The 17,290-nt window shown below is 41.9% G+C and carries 21 protein-coding genes and 1 tRNA gene; 21 read left to right on the top strand and 1 reads right to left on the bottom strand.

Annotated elements, in window-relative coordinates; genetic code table 11:
• From ABWK04_01305 to ABWK04_01255, 11 genes are all read left to right on the top strand, one after another.
• On the top strand, positions 1-243 hold a 243-nt coding region (locus ABWK04_01305; GenBank protein MEZ0360522.1), incomplete at its 5' end, for a cytochrome C oxidase subunit I.
• A gap of 51 nt (positions 244-294) precedes the next feature.
• The gene (locus ABWK04_01300; protein ID MEZ0360521.1) at positions 295-795 is read left to right on the top strand and encodes a V4R domain-containing protein; all 501 of its coding nucleotides are present in this window, start codon (positions 295-297) and stop codon (positions 793-795) included.
• A 103-nt stretch (positions 796-898) separates the two neighbouring features.
• A complete protein-coding gene (locus ABWK04_01295) occupies positions 899-1,081 on the top strand; it encodes a hypothetical protein (GenBank protein MEZ0360520.1) in 183 nt (60 codons plus the stop codon).
• On the top strand, positions 1,081-1,608 hold the full coding sequence (locus ABWK04_01290; protein ID MEZ0360519.1) for a hypothetical protein: 528 nt from the start codon (positions 1,081-1,083) through the stop codon (positions 1,606-1,608). The genes ABWK04_01295 and ABWK04_01290 overlap by 1 nt, the downstream gene beginning before the upstream one ends.
• A gap of 275 nt (positions 1,609-1,883) precedes the next feature.
• Positions 1,884-2,336: a cytochrome c oxidase subunit II gene (locus ABWK04_01285; GenBank protein MEZ0360518.1), complete on the top strand. Its 453-nt coding sequence runs from the start codon at positions 1,884-1,886 to the stop codon at positions 2,334-2,336.
• The gene (locus tag ABWK04_01280) at positions 2,333-4,075 is read left to right on the top strand and encodes a cbb3-type cytochrome c oxidase subunit I (protein MEZ0360517.1); all 1,743 of its coding nucleotides are present in this window, start codon (positions 2,333-2,335) and stop codon (positions 4,073-4,075) included. The genes ABWK04_01285 and ABWK04_01280 overlap by 4 nt, the downstream gene beginning before the upstream one ends.
• 1 nt (position 4,076) lies before the next feature.
• Positions 4,077-4,772: an SCO family protein gene (locus ABWK04_01275; GenBank protein ID MEZ0360516.1), complete on the top strand. Its 696-nt coding sequence runs from the start codon at positions 4,077-4,079 to the stop codon at positions 4,770-4,772.
• Positions 4,773-4,800: 28 nt separating this feature from the next.
• Positions 4,801-4,878, top strand: a tRNA-Asp gene (locus ABWK04_01270).
• 8 nt (positions 4,879-4,886) lie between these two features.
• Entirely contained in the window at positions 4,887-5,900 is a 1,014-nt protein-coding gene (gene trpD, locus ABWK04_01265; GenBank protein MEZ0360515.1) for an anthranilate phosphoribosyltransferase, read from the top strand.
• Positions 5,897-6,637: a menaquinone biosynthesis protein gene (locus ABWK04_01260; protein MEZ0360514.1), complete on the top strand. Its 741-nt coding sequence runs from the start codon at positions 5,897-5,899 to the stop codon at positions 6,635-6,637. Before trpD ends, ABWK04_01260 begins: the two co-directional genes overlap by 4 nt.
• 15 nt (positions 6,638-6,652) lie before the next feature.
• Positions 6,653-7,042 carry a YMGG-like glycine zipper-containing protein gene (locus tag ABWK04_01255; protein ID MEZ0360513.1) on the top strand — a complete coding sequence of 130 codons (390 nt, stop codon included), beginning with the start codon at positions 6,653-6,655 and terminating at the stop codon, positions 7,040-7,042.
• 4 nt (positions 7,043-7,046) lie between these two features.
• On the opposite strand, the gene raiA is transcribed toward ABWK04_01255, so the two are convergent.
• Positions 7,047-7,649 carry a ribosome-associated translation inhibitor RaiA gene (gene raiA, locus ABWK04_01250; GenBank protein ID MEZ0360512.1) on the bottom strand — a complete coding sequence of 201 codons (603 nt, stop codon included), beginning with the start codon at positions 7,647-7,649 and terminating at the stop codon, positions 7,047-7,049.
• Positions 7,650-7,693: 44 nt separating this feature from the next.
• Between raiA and purN the strand changes: the two genes are divergently transcribed.
• The 10 genes from purN (at position 7,694) to ABWK04_01200 (ending at position 17,290) form a co-directional block, all read left to right on the top strand.
• Positions 7,694-8,341: a phosphoribosylglycinamide formyltransferase gene (gene purN / locus ABWK04_01245; GenBank protein MEZ0360511.1), complete on the top strand. Its 648-nt coding sequence runs from the start codon at positions 7,694-7,696 to the stop codon at positions 8,339-8,341.
• 32 nt (positions 8,342-8,373) lie between these two features.
• A complete protein-coding gene (locus ABWK04_01240; protein MEZ0360510.1) occupies positions 8,374-9,345 on the top strand; it encodes a thiamine pyrophosphate-dependent enzyme in 972 nt (323 codons plus the stop codon).
• The gene (locus ABWK04_01235; GenBank protein MEZ0360509.1) at positions 9,332-10,309 is read left to right on the top strand and encodes an alpha-ketoacid dehydrogenase subunit beta; all 978 of its coding nucleotides are present in this window, start codon (positions 9,332-9,334) and stop codon (positions 10,307-10,309) included. Before ABWK04_01240 ends, ABWK04_01235 begins: the two co-directional genes overlap by 14 nt.
• Entirely contained in the window at positions 10,299-11,537 is a 1,239-nt protein-coding gene (locus ABWK04_01230; protein MEZ0360508.1) for a dihydrolipoamide acetyltransferase family protein, read from the top strand. The genes ABWK04_01235 and ABWK04_01230 overlap by 11 nt, the downstream gene beginning before the upstream one ends.
• Positions 11,538-12,806, top strand: a complete 1,269-nt coding sequence (locus ABWK04_01225; protein ID MEZ0360507.1) for an NAD(P)/FAD-dependent oxidoreductase — start codon at positions 11,538-11,540, stop codon at positions 12,804-12,806. It begins immediately after the preceding gene.
• 18 nt (positions 12,807-12,824) lie between these two features.
• The gene (locus tag ABWK04_01220; protein ID MEZ0360506.1) at positions 12,825-13,613 is read left to right on the top strand and encodes an inositol monophosphatase family protein; all 789 of its coding nucleotides are present in this window, start codon (positions 12,825-12,827) and stop codon (positions 13,611-13,613) included.
• 1 nt (position 13,614) lies between these two features.
• A complete protein-coding gene (locus ABWK04_01215; protein ID MEZ0360505.1) occupies positions 13,615-14,505 on the top strand; it encodes a universal stress protein in 891 nt (296 codons plus the stop codon).
• The gene (locus ABWK04_01210; protein ID MEZ0360504.1) at positions 14,502-16,139 is read left to right on the top strand and encodes a tetratricopeptide repeat protein; all 1,638 of its coding nucleotides are present in this window, start codon (positions 14,502-14,504) and stop codon (positions 16,137-16,139) included. Before ABWK04_01215 ends, ABWK04_01210 begins: the two co-directional genes overlap by 4 nt.
• Positions 16,139-16,996 carry an LptF/LptG family permease gene (locus ABWK04_01205; protein MEZ0360503.1) on the top strand — a complete coding sequence of 286 codons (858 nt, stop codon included), beginning with the start codon at positions 16,139-16,141 and terminating at the stop codon, positions 16,994-16,996. Before ABWK04_01210 ends, ABWK04_01205 begins: the two co-directional genes overlap by 1 nt.
• Before the next feature lie 69 nt (positions 16,997-17,065).
• Positions 17,066-17,290 carry a hypothetical protein gene (locus ABWK04_01200; GenBank protein MEZ0360502.1) on the top strand — a complete coding sequence of 75 codons (225 nt, stop codon included), beginning with the start codon at positions 17,066-17,068 and terminating at the stop codon, positions 17,288-17,290.

Raw genomic sequence — 17,290 nt, 5'->3', positions numbered from 1 at the left:
CTCAACCAGATACAGACAGTGGGTGCGGTTATATTAGGTATAGGTATACTCGTATCCCTGATAAACTGGGTAAAGAGCCTGAAGGGTCCAAAAGCTGAGGACAATCCATGGAAATCACCTTCCCTTGAATGGTCCATGACTGACACTCCTGTGGGTCCACACAACTTTAAAAAGACTCCAGTTGAAGTTCCCGACGACTGGCATCCCTATGCCTTTTACAAGGGATATCACACCCATGTGTGATGATGCACCCTTCTCCCCCTTCTGGGGGAGTTTTTTATAAAGGAGTATAACATGGATATGGACGAACTTGATCTACTTTATAGGACAAGGGTTGCACTGAGGGAAAGGGGCTTCGTCGTACTAAAGGAACCAGTACAGGAATTCTACAAAAATCTTTTCAAGTTTACCGGAGTGGGTCTTGGCGGGTTACTTTATATGGCAGGTAAAAGCGCAGGACTTATGGCCGGAAATGTGTTAAAGGATATAGCCGGATTAAGGAACATCCCACTTGATGACTTTAAAAAACTCCTTGAGGTTTTTCTCATAGAATCAGGCACTGTATCCGAAGTTATAGAGTGGGAGGTGAAGGGGGACGAAATAACCATAAGTGTGAAGGGAAGCGTTTTTGCGGTAAGCCAAGATAGCAAGAAGCCTATGTGTATACCTCTTCAGGGCGGTTTTGCAGGCACTTTTGAATCTGTTTACGGAGAAAAATGGAACTGTGGAGAAATTCAGTGCAGCACATCGGGTTATGATCACTGCAAGTTTGTTGTAGTGAAGGAAGAAAGATGAACTTTGAGGAGTTTCTTCCTAAAAATGGTGAAAAGGAACAATCAAAGAAGCTTTTAACTCAAGAAACGCTAAATTATAATCACAAAAAGGAGATGGGTTTGGTATGATAGGTGAAGAGGGTAAGAAGAGGCTTATTGGTATCCTTCTGGCTCTTTTTGTAATAGTCGGATTTATGGCTGGCTTTTTAGGTATGGCACTCTCTGAAAAGAACAGGGAATACTTTATTTATAGACTCAAGAACATAAAGAATGTGCCTTATATAATTCCGGAAAAAGAGAAACGATAATGGATCAGTTTAGCATAGGGCATGTACTTATGATCGTGTCAAGACTTTTTGAAATGCTTAGCTTTGGTATCATCCTACTCTTCGTTTTTAAAGGCATTGCCGTTAGATATATATTTTTTGTAGCGGGTGTGACGCTCCTTGGCATCTTTATATCGGTTATAAACTTCTTTTCAAAAAAATATCCAATAGAGTATTCCTTTATTTTTGAAGCTTTAGTCTTCCTTGTAGTACTCGGTACAGCCTTTTACGCCTTTATGGAAAAAAGAGAGAAAAAGTTCTTACCACCCCCACCTCCACCCAAAGGTACGAGGTGTCCAGTATGTAGTGCCTTCATTAAAAGAGAAGATGATTACTGCGTTGCACGGGAAGGTGAAGAACTTCTTTACTTCGATTCGTGTGAACACCTCTGGAGATTTTTAGAAGATTTCAGTATATACAAGGATCTCAGACGCATAAGGTTAAATAAAGTAGAAAGCATATATAAAAAGGGAAACAAAACTTGGGAAGATCTCAAATTTCCCATTTAACCTATCATTCTCCTTTTAAAATATGATTTATTAGTAAACAACTCTATTAATGATTAGCTACTAAATAGTAAATCTTGACAGTATAAGAAAATTTTTATATTATTATAAGTACAGCTTATAGTTTTATAAGCTGAATTGATAAAGGAGGTGCCACATGGAAGGACACGAGGATTTCTTTCCAAAAGGTGCGGTAGCCTTTCTGGTGTTTATGCTTGCCTTTTATGCCTTTGTATGGCTCTCTATTTACCTTACGCTTCTTGCAAGGGGGTGATACCATGGACAGGGCGGAGAAGGGTGCATTCATCACTGCAGTATTTTTTCTGGGATTTTTCTTTGCTCTCATAGTATACGCTGCCAAAGGATTAAATATTGACGTACCTACGTGTATAACGGACATCAAACCTTACACTCAAGGGCAGGTGATTCAGCATGCACCAGACAGATACGAGATCCACTACCTTGCTAAGATGTGGTACTTTGAGCCTGCAGACGTAGAAGTGCCAGCAGGTTCTACGGTGGACATTTATCTCACGAGTGGAGATGTGATTCACGGCTTTCAGATCGATGGAACTAACGTTAACCTTATGGCTGTTCCGGGTGCTGTATCTTACGCGAGGGTTAAGTTTGACAAACCGGGGGTGTATCACATAGTCTGCCACGAATACTGCGGTATAGGGCATCAGGATATGACCACAAAAATAGTGGTAAAAGGAGGTGAGCAGAAATGAAGGTAGAAGGGAGCATAAAAACGGTTATTTTGGGTGAGATCATCTTCCCTATCTTACTCCTTATCTTTGGTATCTATCACGGACTCATGCAAGCTCTTTACAGAGCCGGTATTATTAAGGACATGTCCTTTCTGGGTATAGAGTATTATCAGGGGCTTACCCTTCACGGTGTTATAAATGCTGTTGTTTTTACCACTATGGTTATAGTAGCCTTCGGTAATGCTGTCTTTCTCTATTACCTTAAAAAGCCTCTCAGACCTGCAGTTCAGTGGGTGAGTTTTCTCATGATGGTTGTAGGAACTCTGCTGGCGGCGTGGGCTATGTTTGCGGGCAGGGCTAATGTACTTTACACCTTTTACCTCCCTCTTGTAGCTCATCCTCTCTTTTACATAGGCGCGGCGCTTTTACTCGTAGGTTCCATAGTTCCCCTCTTTTTTGATTGGACACCTAACTACATATCTTGGAGGAGAGAACATCCAGGAGAGAAGGTACCTCTTGCAGTCTTCGGCGTCTTTGTAAATCATATCATGTGGGTTATAATGCTTGTCCCTGTTGTTATAACCGTTGTTTTTCAGATGCTTCCTCTGTCCCTGGGACTCGTGAGTGAGGTGAATCCATCTCTCAGTAGAACGCTCTTTTGGGCTTTTGGTCACCCACTCGTTTACTTTTGGCTTTTGCCTGCATATACTATGCTTTACACCATACTACCGAAGATAGTGACGGGTGAAGGAAAGCTCTACTCAGACAGTGCAGCCAGATTTGCCTTCATACTTTTTATCATATTCTCCTTCCCAGTAGGTCTCCACCATCAATTTACCGAGCCTGCTGTAACCAACAATTACAAACTCATTCAAGCCCTATTCACCTTTGGTGTGGCTGTTCCGAGCATTCTGACAGCCTTTACAGTGGCTGCATCCCTTGAGTATTCTATAAAGTCCAAGTATCCTGAGGTGAAAAACTCTCTCTTTTATTGGTGGACTAAGATACCTTACATAAGCTTAGAAGGTGACAAATGGCTCGTATCTTACTTTATGGCTGGACTCTTCCTCTTTTTCGTAGGAGGTATAACGGGTATAGTCAATGCCTCTTACAACGTGAATCTTGTGGTACACAATACAAGCTTTGTTCCCGGACACTTTCACACAACGGTGGGTGGACTTGTGACTCTTTCCCTTTTAGGTATATCCCTGTACCTGATCTCCAAACTCATGGGAAGAGAGATAAGGTTTAAAGGTCTTGCGGTGCTTGCTCCATGGCTATGGTGGCAGGGAATGCTCATTTTTGAGTATGCTATGTCTGTTGCAGGTCTTCACGGATTTCCCAGAAGAACTAATGCAGGCATATCTTACCTCAATCCTGACTCACCCCTTTACAGACCCGAATGGGTGGGCTATGCGGAACTTTCTGCCTTTGCAGCCTTCATAATAGTACTCGGATTTATCTTCTGGGCGTTATCCTTCTTCGGTACTTTGCTTTCTCCAAAGGTAAGAGAAGATACCCTTGAGTTCCCTACCGCAGAAGCTCTACATGATGAAAAAGCTCCAGCTCTCAATCGTCTCACTCCCTGGTTTGCCTTCAGTATATTGCTCTTTGTGATATCTTACATACCACCTCTTTATGATGTTACCAAGAGGGGTGTATTCTTTGATTCCCCAGGTTACAATGATAAAAACCCGGTTCCCATAACGAAACCTCAAAGTGCAAAACAGGAGGAAAAACCTACCGCACAGGCTAAGTGATATGCGTTCCCTCGTGCGCCTTTTGCTTGGGGGATTTTTCCCCCTCCTTTTATTTTTTGCTTTGGCGCACTCGCAAGGTACGGGCATACCTCCAAATGAATCAAAGACGATAGGAACTCATCTGCCCAACGTTAAACTTATGGATTCTTCCGGAAATATCTTTGAACTTTACCAGCTTAAAGGAAAACCGATAATTTTGAGTCCCATATACACACACTGCAGTTCAGCGTGCCCTATAATAACAGATTCCCTAAGGAAGGTAGTTTATAAGCTTGGCAGACCCGGACAGGATTTTTGGGTTCTGAGCCTTACCTTTGATCCGAAGGATAGCCTTAAAGACCTTCGGAGATTTCAAAAAGAGCATAGTATAGATGGTGTAGGCTGGAAAGTTGTGATGGCTGATAATCCAGAGGATCTCTTTAAACTCATGGATGCTATAGACTTCAGGTTTATGAGTTTACCAGAAAGCAGAGATTTTGTTCACCCTAACCTCATAGTATTCGTATCACCCGATATGACTGTAAAGAAGTACCTCTACGGTGTGGTTTTTAATGTTAAGGATGTCAAAAAGGCTTTAGAGTATGCAGAAGGTAAAGAAGATCTTCTTGAAAGAGCAAGACCTTTTCTCTTCTTCTTGAGTGTTTTGGGTTTTGGTATGTCATCCCTCTACGTACTTTTAAAACTCTTCCACAGATGAAAGAAAGGTGATATAATAAAAATAGGAAGGAGCCGTAGTTCAGCCCGGTCAGAACGTCGGCCTGTCAAGCCGAAGGGCGCGGGTTCAAATCCCGTCGGCTCCGCCACCTTAGATATGAGAGAGATACTTAGCAAGATATCCGAGTTTGAAAACTTGACAAAGGAAGAGGTAAAAACAGCTATAAAAGAAATAGTGGAGGGAAGAGCCACCGACGCTCAAATAGGTGCCTTTATCATGGGTATGAAGATGAAAGGTGAAAGTGTTGAGGAGATAGAGGGAACCGCTGAACTTTTCAGACAGTTGGCTACTAAGATAAACGTTTCTTACGCAGACAGGCTTGTAGACACCTGCGGGACAGGTGGGGACAGACAAGGAACATTTAATGTTTCAACAGTCACAGCCTTTGTACTTGCTGGTGCGGGGGTGAAGGTTGCTAAACATGGCAACAGATCTGTATCTTCAAAAAGCGGAAGTGCAGATCTGCTTGAACACCTCGGTGCAAAGATAGACTTAGCTCCCGATAAGGTAGCCTTAATGATTGAGGAGCTTGGCATAGGCTTTATGTTTGCACCTCTGTTTCACCCTGCCATGAAGAGAGTGTTGGGACCCAGAAAGGAAGTCGGGGTCAGATCGCTCTTTAATCTCGTAGGTCCCCTCTCAAACCCAGCAGGCGCAAAAAGGCAGCTCCTGGGAGTTTTTTCTGAAAAGCTGGTAGATAAGATAGCTCACGCTCTTAAGGGTCTTGGCTCTTTAATCGCGGTGGTAGTGCATGGCAAAGATGGTACAGACGAAGTTTCCATATCATCCCCAACGAAAGTGGCAGAGCTCAAAGATGATGAAGTTATTGTGTATGAGTTTTCACCTGAGGAGGTAGGTTTTAAAAGGTATCCACTGAGTTCTATATGCGTTTCAAACGTAGAAGAGGCTTCAAAGGTGGCTATATCCGTGCTAAAGGGTGAGGAGTCACCCGCTTACTATACGGTGCTTTTAAACTCCATGTTTGGAATCATGGTTTCGGGCATTACCCAGGACAGGAAAATGGCTTTGGAGCTTGCGATAGAGTCTATACATAGCGGTAAAGCTTATGAAAAACTAAGAAAATTCATAGAGATGTCCCAAAGGTTGTGATAAGGATAGGTAAAGTTTCTTATCTGAATACCATGCCACTCTTTTATAAGTGGGAAGATCCTAAGCTGGAACTTGTCAGCGGGCATCCCTCTAATCTGGTGCGCATGCTCAGAAAGGGAAGTATACACGCGGGAATAGTATCTTCCGCTGAATACCTTATAAACATGGATCTGTACACTTACGTGCCGAATGTTTCTATATCTTCAAGAGAAAGGGTATGCTCTGTGTTGTTCTTTTCAAAAGTCCCAATAGATAAGGTCAAGAAGGTTTATCTCACACCAAATTCCGTAACATCAAGATACTTGAGCGTGTACATACTTGAGGAGGTTTACCGCCTCAAACCCATCTATACGGAAGATAGAAAGGAGGCTGATTGCCTTCTCCTCATAGGAGATGAGGCACTTTTTGAAAAGAAAGCTGGAAGATACATCTACATTTATGACCTTGCGGAGGAATGGTATAGGATACATAAACTCCCATTTGTCTTTGCACTCTTCACAGTCAGAAAGGATGCTCCTTCTTGGCTTTCTGAGAGAATAGAAGAACTCTGTAAAATATCCATGGAAGCCTTTTACAAAGATCTCTTTGATGGAAAGATAGAGGTTGACGGTTTTAGGTACGACGAGCTTTTAACATACTTCACTAAGTGTCTCTACAACGGACTTCATGAAGATGGTTTGCGATCCCTCAAAATTTTCATGGAATTTTTATCCTCAAGGGGTTATACTCTTAAATAACTAAGGAGGTTTAGCATGAATAAAGTAGCCTTGTTCATGATACCGGTTATATTTCTCGTGAGCTGTGGTCAGGTAACATCTGAAAGGACTTATCAGGGTGCAGGTGTAGGTGCTGCAGGCGGTGCGATAGCGGGCGCACTCATAGATAAGAATAACAGGTGGAGAGGAGCCGTCATAGGAGGTGTTCTCGGTGCCGTTCTTGGAGGAACCATAACAGAAATAGCTGCAAGGGCTGCAAGGGAAGCAGCTGTAAACAATAGACCTGTTGAATATAGGTCCGAAGATGGAAGGGAGAAAGTTTATGCCGAACCTGTAGCCTCAAGGGGAGATTGCAAGATAGTAAAGACAAGATACTATCAGGATGGTAAGCTGGTAAAGGTAGAAGAGAAGGAAGTCTGCCCGTAAAAGCTCACATCACCTTACATTTGGTGTTTATAACACCAAAGTTCCCTCCCCTTTTTCTGTATAAGATCTTCAAAGTTCCTGTCTCCACATCCACAAAAGGTAGGAAGTATACACCTGTATCCTTAAGCTCAAACAAAGCATCCTCAAGGCTCATAGGTTTTTCAATAACGAGGTCCTCCTCAATTATCGGTGGAAGTTCTCTCTCTTCGGAAGGGATCACCTCCGCAGCTAAGATCTCCTCTTTCATTTTTGCTCCCCTTCTCCTTATCTCGTGTCTGCGCTGCTTTAACTTTATGATCTGTCTCTCTACCTCATCCATAACCCTGTCAAGCGCGGAAAATACATCTATGTCTTCTTCCCAGGCGTGAACGCTACCACCTCCCCAAGTCTTCAGGTAGATGTCTATATCTATTCTGTACAGGGTAGGTCTACTGTCACCTGCAAAATCTTTCTGTTTTGCTCTGGTGCTGGAAAGGGTAACCACAACTTCGACCTGATCCTCCTCAGCTTCCTTTAAAAACCTTGATAGCCTTTCAAGCTTACCTTCCACAAAACTTTTCATAGCATCAGTCCAGTCAACACCCTTTCCTATGAATTCCACATTCATACTAAGCCTCCTTCTGTGCACATATTCGGATATACTATCATAACATGAAATTAGGTATACTCGTGTCAGGTAGGGGGTCTAACCTACAAGCTCTCATAGACGCAATAAGCTCTGGCAAACTTCATTGCAGTATAAACATGGTGATATCTGATAGATCTGGAGCTTACGCTATAGAGAGGTGCAAGGCGCACAACATACCTTATACAATAGTAAGGAGGAGGGATTTTGATACTACGGAATCTTTTGAAGAGGAGATGCTCAGAAGGTTGGAAGAGGTAGGTGTTGATCTCATTGTACTTGCAGGTTTTATGCGCATTTTGTCTCCCTACTTTATAAGAGCTTTCCCTATGAAGATCATAAACATACACCCTTCTCTTACGCCCGCCTTTTTGGGAAAGAATGCCCAAAGACAAGCTTTAGAATTCGGCTCTAAGATAACGGGTTGTACAGTTCATTTTGTGACTGAGGAGTTAGACAGCGGACCAGTAATAGTTCAGGCTTGTGTACCTGTACTTCCGGAAGATACGGAGGACTCTCTATCACACCGCATACTTTCATACGAACACAGAATCCTTCCTCAAGCAGTAAGATGGATATGCGAAGGTAGGGTAAAAGTAGTTGGCAGGAAGGCGATAGTGGAAGGGGCAAGGTACGGTACCATTCCAGTAAATCCCGAGCTTGAGTTCTTTTAAAAACTGTATGATAATTAATTTGGGGGAATGTGATGAGTCAAAGTCTGGCTGAAAAGTTTTACTTTTATATGAGATTGGGTAGGGAGCTGGAAATGAGGGCGAAGGAAGAATACATGAAGGGGAACATAGGCGGATTTTTGCATCTTGACATAGGACAGGAAGCGGTCAGCGTAGGTGCGGTTTTTGGTTTTGGCAAAGGGGACCTCTTTTGCCCTTACAGAGAGCATGTGCTTGCTCTTGCAAGGGGTATGGATCCCAAACTCATAATGGCTGAGCTTTTCGGTAAGGTGACAGGTGTTTCAAAAGGTAAGGGTGGTTCTATGCACCTTTACGAGCCAAAACTTGACTTTTACGGAGGGAATGCCATAGTAGGCGCTCACCTGCCCCACGCGGTAGGAGCGGCTTATGCCAGAAAGTATATGGGGGAAAGAGCGGGAGTTCTTGCCATCTTTGGTGACGGAGCTACAAACGGAGGAAGCTTTTTTGAGTCTATAAATCTCGCGGTTGTTTGGGAAGTACCTGTCCTTTTTTTATGCGAAAATAACTTCTACGCAATAGGTACAAGGATAGATAGAGTTTCAGCCTTCAAAGACATATACCTGAAAGCGAAAGATTACATGCCAGCTGTACAAGTAGACGGTATGGATGTTTTTGCGGTTTACGATGCTGTCGTCGGTGCAAAAAAGTACTTGGAGGAGTATGGTAAACCCTACTTTATAGAAGCTATCACCTACAGATACGAAGGACACTCTATGGCTGACAAAGGTGACTACAGATCCCCGAGAGAGATGGAAACATATAGAAAAAAAGATCCCATAGAGAACCTGAAAATAAGAGCCTTAAAAACGGGATGGCTCACGGAAGAGCAGATAAGACTGATGGATGAGAGAGTATCCCAGATAATAGAGGAAGCTGTGGAGTTTGCTCTCAGCTCGCCCGAACCTGAACTTGAAGAGCTATACAAAGATATATACTGTGGAGTTTGTGCGGATGTTATACCGTGATGCCATAAACTTAGCTCTTGACCATGCCATGGAGACAGATCCGAGGGTAGTTATACTTGGGGAGGATGTGGGTTTTTACGGAGGTAACTACAAAGTAACGGATGGACTCTTTGCTAAGTACGGACAAAGGAGGGTAATAGACACACCTATAGCGGAAAACTCCATAGTAGGGACAGCCATAGGCATGGCGATGATGGGATTAAGACCCGTTGCGGAGATCATGACGGCGAACTTCTCTATGCTTGCCATGGATCAGATAGTAAACAACATGTCCAAACTCAGGTATATGAGTGGTGGGAAGATAGCCTTACCGCTCGTAGTACGAATGCCTCAAGGGGTTGGTAAACAGCTCGCAGCTCAACATTCTCAGAGTCTGGAACACATGTTCGCATCTGTTCCCGGCATTTATGTCTTTTGCTCTTCCGATGCAACAAGCGCCTATCACATAACACTTTACGCTATAAAGCTTGACGATCCAGTTATACTTCTCGAACACACACTCCTTTATCCTATGGATTTTGAATTTGAGTACGTGAAGAACTTTGACCCTTTTAAGGCGAGGGTTTTAAGGGAAGGCAAAGACATAACTGTAGTGTCTTACCTTAAAATGGTTCATGATGTTTTAAAAGCTTGCGAGTACTTAAAAGAAAGAGAAGATATATCGTGTCAAGTTATAGATCTTCTCTCTCTGAGACCTATAGATTTTGAAACCATATATAACTCAGTGAAGAATACAAGGAGACTTGTCATTGTTTACGAAGCACCAAAAAGTCTCGGACTGGGTGCAGAAATTTCAGCCAGAGTTAGCGAAGAGATGTTTTACTTTTTGGATGCTCCACCTTTGAGGATAGCAGGGGAGGAAGTTCCCATACCCTATAGCAGGAAACTTGAGCTCTTAGCCATACCTACACCGGAAAGTATATACCACCAGATACTCCAATGGGGGAAGAGACATGGATTATGAGGTAGTTATGCCTCAATTTTCTGACACTATGGAAAGAGGGAAAATAGTGCGTTGGATAAAAAAGGAAGGTGACTATGTGGAGAAAGGAGAAGTTTTAGCCGAGATAGAAGCTGAAAAGGCTGTTATGGAGCTTCAATCTTTTAGAAGTGGAATTATTAAAAAGATCATCACAAAGGAAGGTGAAGAAGTACCTGTAAAAACACCTATAGCCATAATAGAACTAACTGAAAAGAGACCTGCCGTAGAAAAACCTGTGGAGATAAAAACTGAAGAAAGAGTTGCGGAAAAAGTGGAAGAAAAGAGGGAGGAAATAAAAGCAGAAGGAAGGATAGAGCTTCCTCCCGGTTTTGCATCTCCGTATGCAAGGGTTATAGCTTCTAAATACGGAGTAAATATATCAGAGCTTCAAAAGGAAGGGAAACTACCTTCACCGGCGCACGAAAAAGATATAAAAAAACTCCTCAATGAGAGATACTTTACACCCAAAGCACTTGAGACTTTGAAAGATTACCCTATAGATCCAGAAAAGCTCGTAGAGTTTTTTAAGGGTGAAAAGATAAACGAGGATATGCTTTCGGAATACATTGAGGAGTTTGATATACCCAAAAAAGTACCCATATCAAGCGTTCAAAGGAGTCTAATAGCTAATCTTACTAAGAGCATACAACACCCACACTTTAGAATATACGAAACCTTTGATCTGTCTTTAATACCTTGGGACAAAGACATCACCCTAACACACTGGCTTGTAAAGATCGTAGGTGATGCGATGATGTACTTTGATAGGTTGAGAGCTACAGTTGAAGAAGATCACTACCTTATAATGCCTAATGCGAATGTTGGAGTTGCAATATCCATAGGTGACGAGCTTTATGCCCCAATCGTAAAAAAGGTAAACAGAAAAAATCTTCCCGATATAGCTAAGGAGGTGAAAGAACTTAAAGAAAAGGCGCAGACTGGTAGGCTCACCTTAGAAGACTTAAAAAGTGGAACACTCACCTTATCCAATATGGGTATGTTCGGAATAACCTCCTTTGACGCGGTCATACCCTACGGTCAGGTGTGTATAATGTCGGTTGGCGCGCTCGGTGAAGACGGCAGGGCAAGTGTAAACTTCACCTTTGATCACAGAGCGGTCAACGGTACTCACGGAGCTCTATTCGTAAAGTACCTGAAGGAGAAGGTACTTGACAAAAATTACCTGAAGTCTTTAAAGAAGGATCTATAAATGTTTGATTACGATGTGATTATACTAGGTGGAGGGCTGGCTTATACCGGTGCTGAGCTTCTCAGAAACAGAGGACTAAAGGTAGCCATAGTGGAAAAAGAAAGGGAAAACTTAGGTGGTGTATGTCTCCATTATGGATGCATACCTACAAAGCTTTATCTATTTGAGGCTCAAAAATTGTACGATATGAAAATGTCAAGACTCATAGATTGGAAGGATGGAAATCTAAAACTTAAAAGCCTTGTGGAGCATAAGGACAAACTTAGAAAAAGGCTTAGGGATGATATAGAGAAGCTCCTAAAAGGCATAGATTTACTTTACGGTGAAGGAAGGCTTACGGATAAATACACGGTAAGTGTTGGAGAAAGGTATATAAAAGGTAGGTACATAATAATAAATACAGGTAAGAGACAAGCGTCCGGCTTTGGCATTGATCCTGACGGTAGAAAGGTATTAACCACGGATCACATACTTAACTTAGATAGCCTTCCAGAAAAACTTGACATAGTAGGAGATGATCCGATCGCTTTTGAGTTTGCTACCTTTTTTGCCATACTTGGTTCTCAGGTGAGACTTTACTTTGATGATCCTCTTAGCTTCTCACATCCGAGTATAAAAAACAGATTACTTAAGAATCTTGATTCTTTAGGGATAAGTTTGTATACTTCCAGAGACTTTAAAAAGGAAGTTGAAAATACTACGCTTCTCGTTAAAAAGAGGATTCCCAATTCCGAGTACGTGGGGAATCTGTTACAAAAAGATGAGTACGGTCATATTATCGTTGATGCGCATTACGAGGCTTCAATAAGGGATCACTATGCAGTAGGTGATGTAAACGGACTTTCTCAAACTGCTCACGCTGCGAGACTACAATCCATAAGCGTTAGCAAGAGGATACTCGGAGAGAAAGGCTTTTACATAAAACCAGAAGATGTACCTTACGTGCTGTACACTTTACCCCTCTCCTATGCTAAGGTGGGACTAACTAAAGTAGATCTTGAAAAAAGGGGAATAAGATATACCGAAAAGAGTGTTAGTCTTAGAGCGTTTGCATCTTCTCACATACACCATTCGGAAGATGGTATGTGTTTTCTTTACTTTGATAGTAAGGGCTTTCTCATAGGATGCGAGATACTCTCAAAGGGTGCGGGAGAAGTGATATCAAGCATTACGGTTTCCCTTCACGCTGAGCTGGATCTCAATCTGATGTCAAGGCTTCCTATCCCCCATCCCACGCTGAGTGAGATACCTTTTTTGAGGCTTATGTGATATACTTTTTTAAACCCTATGGAAAACTTAGAAACTTTTCTCAAAGTTGCCAAAGAATCAGCTCTCATAGGCGGTTTAGTGCTGAAGGAACACTTCGGAAAGCTTTCTCAAAAGGATGTGGAAGAAAAGTCAGAGAAAGATGTGGTGAGCATTGTGGACAAAAGCTCCGAAGAGAGAATAAGAAGGTACATAAGGTTAAACTTTCCGGATCACGACATAGTAGGGGAAGAGGAAGGTGGGGCTGACAGCAACGATTATGTATGGTACATAGATCCCCTTGACGGTACAAAAAACTACATAGCGGGTTTTCCCATCTTTGGAGTATCAGTAGGCTTAACTTATCGCAGAGAACCCATAGTGGGGGCTGTTTATCTTCCTCATTTTGATGCACTTTACTGGGCTTTTAAAAATGGAGGTGCATACAAAAACGGTAAAAGAATAACGGTGAGCCAAAGAACGCATGTAAAACAGTTCTTCATTGCTTACGGCTTTCCTTCGAGGGCAAAGAGGGATCTCAACATCTACTGGAGGATATTCAGAGAGCTTTTTGATAAAGCAGGAGCTATGAGGAGACCTGGAGCCGCAGCTGTGGATCTGTGCTTTGTTGCTGAAGGAGTGTTTGATGGGCTTGTGGAGTTTGAGCTAAACCCTTGGGATATATGCGCAGGTACACTCATAGTAAAGGAGGCGGGCGGAAAAGTTTTTCTCACAAAAGGGCTATCTTTGGGAACTGACGTACTTGCAGGTACACAAGGATCTTACCCTTATATAGAAGATGCGGTAAAATCTAATTTAGAGGGTTTATAACATGAGTGAAGATACTATGAAGTTACTTGTGCCGGTAGACTTTACAGAGATAACAAATCAGATCATCAGGTTAGCAAAAAACATAGCGCAAACTCATCAAGCTAAGGTAACTCTCCTTCACGTAGTATCACCAATACTTTACCTGCCTTATCCTGAAAGTTTTGGTATGAGTGTCGTAGATCTTGAGCTTCTCTCTGACCTTGAAAAGAAGAAGGAAGAAGAAGCTATGCAAAAACTTTCCGGTCTTGCGGACTTTTTAAAACCCCTGTCTGTAGAACTTGCGGTTGATATAGGTGATCCCGCTGAAACCATCCTTGAAAGGGAGGATCTCTTTGATCTCATCTTGATGGGAAGCCATAGGAAAGGTCTTGTAGAGAAAATACTTGTAGGCTCAACTGCTGAGAAGGTAGCAAGGTACACAAAAAAACCCCTTCTTGTAATCAAGGGCAAAGAAATAGAAAGCTTCAAAAAGGTAGTCATAGCTCATGACCTTTCCAAATACGCCGACGAGGCATTTGACTTTTCTTTAAAGCTTTTAAAACCCTTCAGACCCAGCATAACGATCCTTCACGTGGAAGAAACCATAGAGCTACCTGTGGTAACAAACATAAAGGACGTGATAAGCGAGCGCTACAGAGAAGAGAAAGAAAAATACCTTGCAAAGCTCAAGAACAAAGCTAAAGAGGAGGGATTTGATACGCAAGTAAAAAAAATGGAAGGAACTCCAGTTCAAGCCATACTTGATTACCTCAGAAGTGATAAAGATGTTGACCTTTTAGTTATGGGGAGCAGGGGACTTTCCACTCTTCAAAGAGTCCTTTTGGGAAGCACATCTTCGGAAGTTCTCAGGAAGGCAGAGATCCCTATACTTATACACAGGAGTATTCAATGAGGTATCTTTTTTTAATACTTTTCCTTTTTGCACCAGCTCTTGCTTACAACCCTTATACCGATTATTTCTTCTGCAGGTACTTTCAGCAGGAAAACCCTAAGAAAGCTGAAAGCTATTGTATGAGAGCCTTGGAGAGATCCCCAACTCCCACCCTCTTTGTGGATACCGTAAGAATTGAACTCCAGCTCAAAAAGAAAGAGAAGGCTCTTGAGATAGCAAGGAGGATGAAGGGTCTATATCCAAAAGATTACGAGTCTTACCTTACACTGCACAGTGTATATTCAATGATAGGTCAATACGATAAGGCACTTTCAGTGCTTGAGGAAGCTTACCGTGTACTACCAAAATCAAAAGAGATCATGCTTTTTCTTGCGGACGAGTATCTCAGAAGGGGAGAAAACTCCAAAGCAAAGGCTGTTATTGAAAATCTCGCAAAAGAGAGTCCGGATAATCCTTTGCCTTACTACATGCTTGCGAGAATATACCTATCCGAAGGCAACAAAGAGCTTGCAATACGATACTTAGAAAAGTCCCTTCAGATAAAGAGATCCTTTGAAGCGGGATTTATAACTCTGGGCAGTATATACGAAGAGAGTGGAGAGTATACGAGAGCTGAACAGCTATATAAAGACGTACTCAAAGTTTCACCCGATAACAAGATAGCCCTTGAAAGGCTTGCCAATCTGTATGTCCTCACCAACAGACTGGAGGACGCACAGGAAATATATGGTAAACTCGCCGAGCTTTATCCTCAAGAGAACTACACGTATCAGTATGCCCTCGTGCTTATGAGAAGTTCCAAGTATGATCAGGCTGAAAAGGTATTGAGTGAGCTGTACTCCAAGTATCCTGACAATCTTGAGGTAGCCTATACATACGGTCTCGTCTTGGAAATTGAGAAAAAGTTAAATGAAGCGCGTCATATCTACGAGAAACTCTACCAAAAAGATCCGACAAATACAAAAGTTATAGAAAGGCTCGCCGGCATATACATAGATAGTAAAGAGTATCAAAAGGCACACGATGTACTCAAAAAAGGTCTTTCCATAGAGCCAAAGAGCTACCAGCTAAACCTCTTGATGGGAAGCCTTTTAAATGAAGAGGGAAGGTCAAAACAGGCACTTAATTACATAAACACGGCTATAGACCTGAATCCTAAAGATTACAGGGGGTACTTTTTGAGAGCTATAGTTTACGATAGACTTGGTCAGATCATAAGCGCCGAAGGGGATCTCAAAAAAGCTCTTGAACTAAATCCCGGTGATCCGGAGCTTCTCAACCATCTTGGATATTCGCTTCTTCTTTGGTATGGTCCTGCGAGGGTAAAAGAAGCGGAAAAGCTCATACTTGAAGCCCTATCAAAAGATAAAAATAACCCCGCTTATATGGATAGCTATGCTTGGGTACTATACTACAAAGGAGATTACAAAGGTGCATACGAGTGGTTGAACAAAGCTTATGAGAAAGAAAAGGAAGACCCCGTAATAAATGAACACATAGGTGATGTACTTGTAAAGCTCGGCAGAAAAGATGAAGCCAGAAAGTATTACGAAAGAGCTATGGAACTTTTAAAATCCGGAAAGAGAGGAGAAACTGGACAGGAAGACAGGCTGAAAGAGAAACTTAAAAACTGATGCTGTGGAGCTTTTTAGCTTGGAAGGTGTTTAAACTCTCAATTCTTGTCAGTTTTGCATTCTCTCTTGCCTTTATGCTCTTTCAGTTTCTTAGGATTGATAAAATGATCCTATCCCTTCCTTTGAGCGAAACTCTACCCTTTTTGGTACTTTGGATATCTTACTCTCTCTTTTACTTTATGCCTACATCTATGCTCATAAGCTCCTCCGTCATTTTCTTTGAATTGAAAGAGAGTAAAAGGCTTCACATAATAGAGTCTTTTGGTGTATCCACTTATCGCGCATACTCAAAAGTACTTGTAAGATTTATTCCAGTATTTGTATCCTTTCTTGTTGCTTCTTTCATGCTTTGCGAAGAGGACGTATCCTTTGTAAGAAGATACTTAACATACAAGTATTACGTAAGCGTATTTTACTCAATGCCAGAAAAAACTTTTTCCACTTTTGGGGACGTAACTTTTTACGTAGATAAGCGAAAGGACAATTATTTGAGTGATGTATTTTTCAAAAAAGATGACAGCTTAGTGATGGCAAAAGATGCAAAGCTGAGCGATGACTCTATAATTTTTATAAACGGAAGCGCACTTGTGAAAGAAGGGGACAAATTTTATTTGACAGCTTTTTCTAAGTACACAATAAACCTTGAGAAGTTTGTAAATGTAGAAAGAAAAAAGGATAACGTAAAAAGGGATCGGATACTCAACTTTATAAACGCTTCCCTCTCCCCTATGCTTATGACTTTAGGTTTTCTAATATCAAGGATAAGGTTGGATAGCTCTACCAAGCTATATTACCTCATAGGTATAGTGTCTATACTCTATCAGTTCTTTCTTGTGATACTAAAATCCGCACTTTGAAGTTTCATCAATTTTTCATTTTGACGCTTTTAGAATTATATACATCAATACTTTTAAGGAGGTAAAGTCATGAAGAAGTTTTTAGCAGCTCTGCTCACGGTAGCCTTTGCCGGTGCGGCCATAGCCGCGGAAGCCCAAGCACCCGCCGAAAAGAAAGAGGAAAAACCCGCTCAGGAGAAGAAGGAAGAGAAAGCCCATAAGAAAGTTCATAAGAAGGCTCACAAAAAGACCATGAAGAAGGAGGAGAAGAAGGAAGAAAAGAAAGAGGAGAAAAAGGAAGAACAGAAGAAGTAA

The sequence above is a fragment of the Hydrogenobacter sp. genome (assembly GCA_041287335.1).
GTDB lineage: Bacteria > Aquificota > Aquificia > Aquificales > Aquificaceae > Hydrogenobacter.
The sequence above is the reverse complement of the archived record's forward strand: the minus strand, read 5'-3'. Positions and strand labels throughout refer to the sequence as shown.

Coding starts and splice junctions, on each gene's coding strand:
- ABWK04_01220 (MEZ0360506.1), top strand. CDS start 12,825: ATGGAAAACTTAGAAACTTTTCTCAAAGTTGCCAAAGAATCAGCTCTC.
- ABWK04_01210 (MEZ0360504.1), top strand. CDS start 14,502: ATGAGGTATCTTTTTTTAATACTTTTCCTTTTTGCACCAGCTCTTGCT.
- ABWK04_01280 (MEZ0360517.1), top strand. CDS start 2,333: ATGAAGGTAGAAGGGAGCATAAAAACGGTTATTTTGGGTGAGATCATC.
- ABWK04_01235 (MEZ0360509.1), top strand. CDS start 9,332: ATGTTATACCGTGATGCCATAAACTTAGCTCTTGACCATGCCATGGAG.
- ABWK04_01275 (MEZ0360516.1), top strand. CDS start 4,077: ATGCGTTCCCTCGTGCGCCTTTTGCTTGGGGGATTTTTCCCCCTCCTT.
- ABWK04_01290 (MEZ0360519.1), top strand. CDS start 1,081: ATGGATCAGTTTAGCATAGGGCATGTACTTATGATCGTGTCAAGACTT.
- ABWK04_01205 (MEZ0360503.1), top strand. CDS start 16,139: ATGCTGTGGAGCTTTTTAGCTTGGAAGGTGTTTAAACTCTCAATTCTT.
- ABWK04_01300 (MEZ0360521.1), top strand. CDS start 295: ATGGATATGGACGAACTTGATCTACTTTATAGGACAAGGGTTGCACTG.
- ABWK04_01285 (MEZ0360518.1), top strand. CDS start 1,884: ATGGACAGGGCGGAGAAGGGTGCATTCATCACTGCAGTATTTTTTCTG.
- trpD (MEZ0360515.1), top strand. CDS start 4,887: ATGAGAGAGATACTTAGCAAGATATCCGAGTTTGAAAACTTGACAAAG.
- ABWK04_01230 (MEZ0360508.1), top strand. CDS start 10,299: ATGGATTATGAGGTAGTTATGCCTCAATTTTCTGACACTATGGAAAGA.
- purN (MEZ0360511.1), top strand. CDS start 7,694: ATGAAATTAGGTATACTCGTGTCAGGTAGGGGGTCTAACCTACAAGCT.
- ABWK04_01295 (MEZ0360520.1), top strand. CDS start 899: ATGATAGGTGAAGAGGGTAAGAAGAGGCTTATTGGTATCCTTCTGGCT.
- ABWK04_01255 (MEZ0360513.1), top strand. CDS start 6,653: ATGAATAAAGTAGCCTTGTTCATGATACCGGTTATATTTCTCGTGAGC.
- raiA (MEZ0360512.1), bottom strand. CDS start 7,649: ATGAATGTGGAATTCATAGGAAAGGGTGTTGACTGGACTGATGCTATG.
- ABWK04_01225 (MEZ0360507.1), top strand. CDS start 11,538: ATGTTTGATTACGATGTGATTATACTAGGTGGAGGGCTGGCTTATACC.
- ABWK04_01215 (MEZ0360505.1), top strand. CDS start 13,615: ATGAGTGAAGATACTATGAAGTTACTTGTGCCGGTAGACTTTACAGAG.
- ABWK04_01240 (MEZ0360510.1), top strand. CDS start 8,374: ATGAGTCAAAGTCTGGCTGAAAAGTTTTACTTTTATATGAGATTGGGT.
- ABWK04_01200 (MEZ0360502.1), top strand. CDS start 17,066: ATGAAGAAGTTTTTAGCAGCTCTGCTCACGGTAGCCTTTGCCGGTGCG.